Origin of the sequence: Burkholderia sp. AU16482, from assembly GCF_002223285.1 — a bacterium.
GTDB lineage: Bacteria > Pseudomonadota > Gammaproteobacteria > Burkholderiales > Burkholderiaceae > Burkholderia > Burkholderia semiarida.
Genome location: NZ_NKEY01000019.1, coordinates 1 through 773 on the forward strand (window position 1 = coordinate 1; position 773 = coordinate 773).

The 773-nt window shown below is 51.5% G+C and carries 2 tRNA genes and 2 rRNA genes; all 4 read right to left on the reverse strand.

From position 1 onward, the window contains the following. A 23S ribosomal RNA gene (locus CFB35_RS33895) occupies positions 1–109 on the reverse strand; the annotation flags it as partial. 288 nt (positions 110–397) lie between these two features. Beyond that, a tRNA-Ala gene (locus CFB35_RS33905) sits at positions 398–473 on the reverse strand. A gap of 42 nt (positions 474–515) precedes the next feature. Next, positions 516–592, reverse strand: a tRNA-Ile gene (locus CFB35_RS33910). A gap of 62 nt (positions 593–654) precedes the next feature. Beyond that, positions 655–773 (reverse strand): 16S ribosomal RNA (locus CFB35_RS33915); the annotation flags it as partial.

The window sequence follows — 773 nt, forward strand, 5'->3', positions numbered from 1 at the left end:
TACGGATCAAAGCTCGTTTGCCAGCTCCCCGTAGCTTTTCGCAGGCTACCGCGTCCTTCATCGCCTGTGATCGCCAAGGCATCCACCACATGCACTTGTTCGCTTGACCCTATAACGAGTCTGTCTCATCGACAGTCGCTACAGGTTGAGTTCTCGCGTTGTGCCGTATTCCAATTGAGTCAAACATAGAGTTCGAATCATCTTGAGATACATCGATACAATCACAACCCGGATAGTTTCCACGTCCATCTCAAGACGCTTCCGCTATCCAAATTACTTACTTCTTCCAGATTGTTAAAGAACGACAGCCGATACGTACTTCGTACCGCTCTGACTGGCTCAATCGCCAATGACAAAGACTCGAACAATCGTCATTCGAATGTTTGTCATTGAAGATTGGTGGAGGCAGACGGGATCGAACCGACGACCCCCTGCTTGCAAAGCAGGTGCTCTCCCAGCTGAGCTATGCCCCCATGAGTACAGATGCCTCAGGTGTGTACCGCCACACAAGACGGTGGTGGGTCTGGTTGGATTCGAACCAACGACCCCCGCCTTATCAAGACGGTGCTCTAACCGACTGAGCTACAGACCCCTGAGTCTGTCTTTAATTTACAGCCGATAAGCGTGAGCGCTCAACTACGCGAGAAGCTCTGGAAAGGAGGTGATCCAGCCGCACCTTCCGATACGGCTACCTTGTTACGACTTCACCCCAGTCATGAATCCTACCGTGGTGACCGTCCTCCTTGCGGTTAGACTAGCCACTTCTGGTAAAA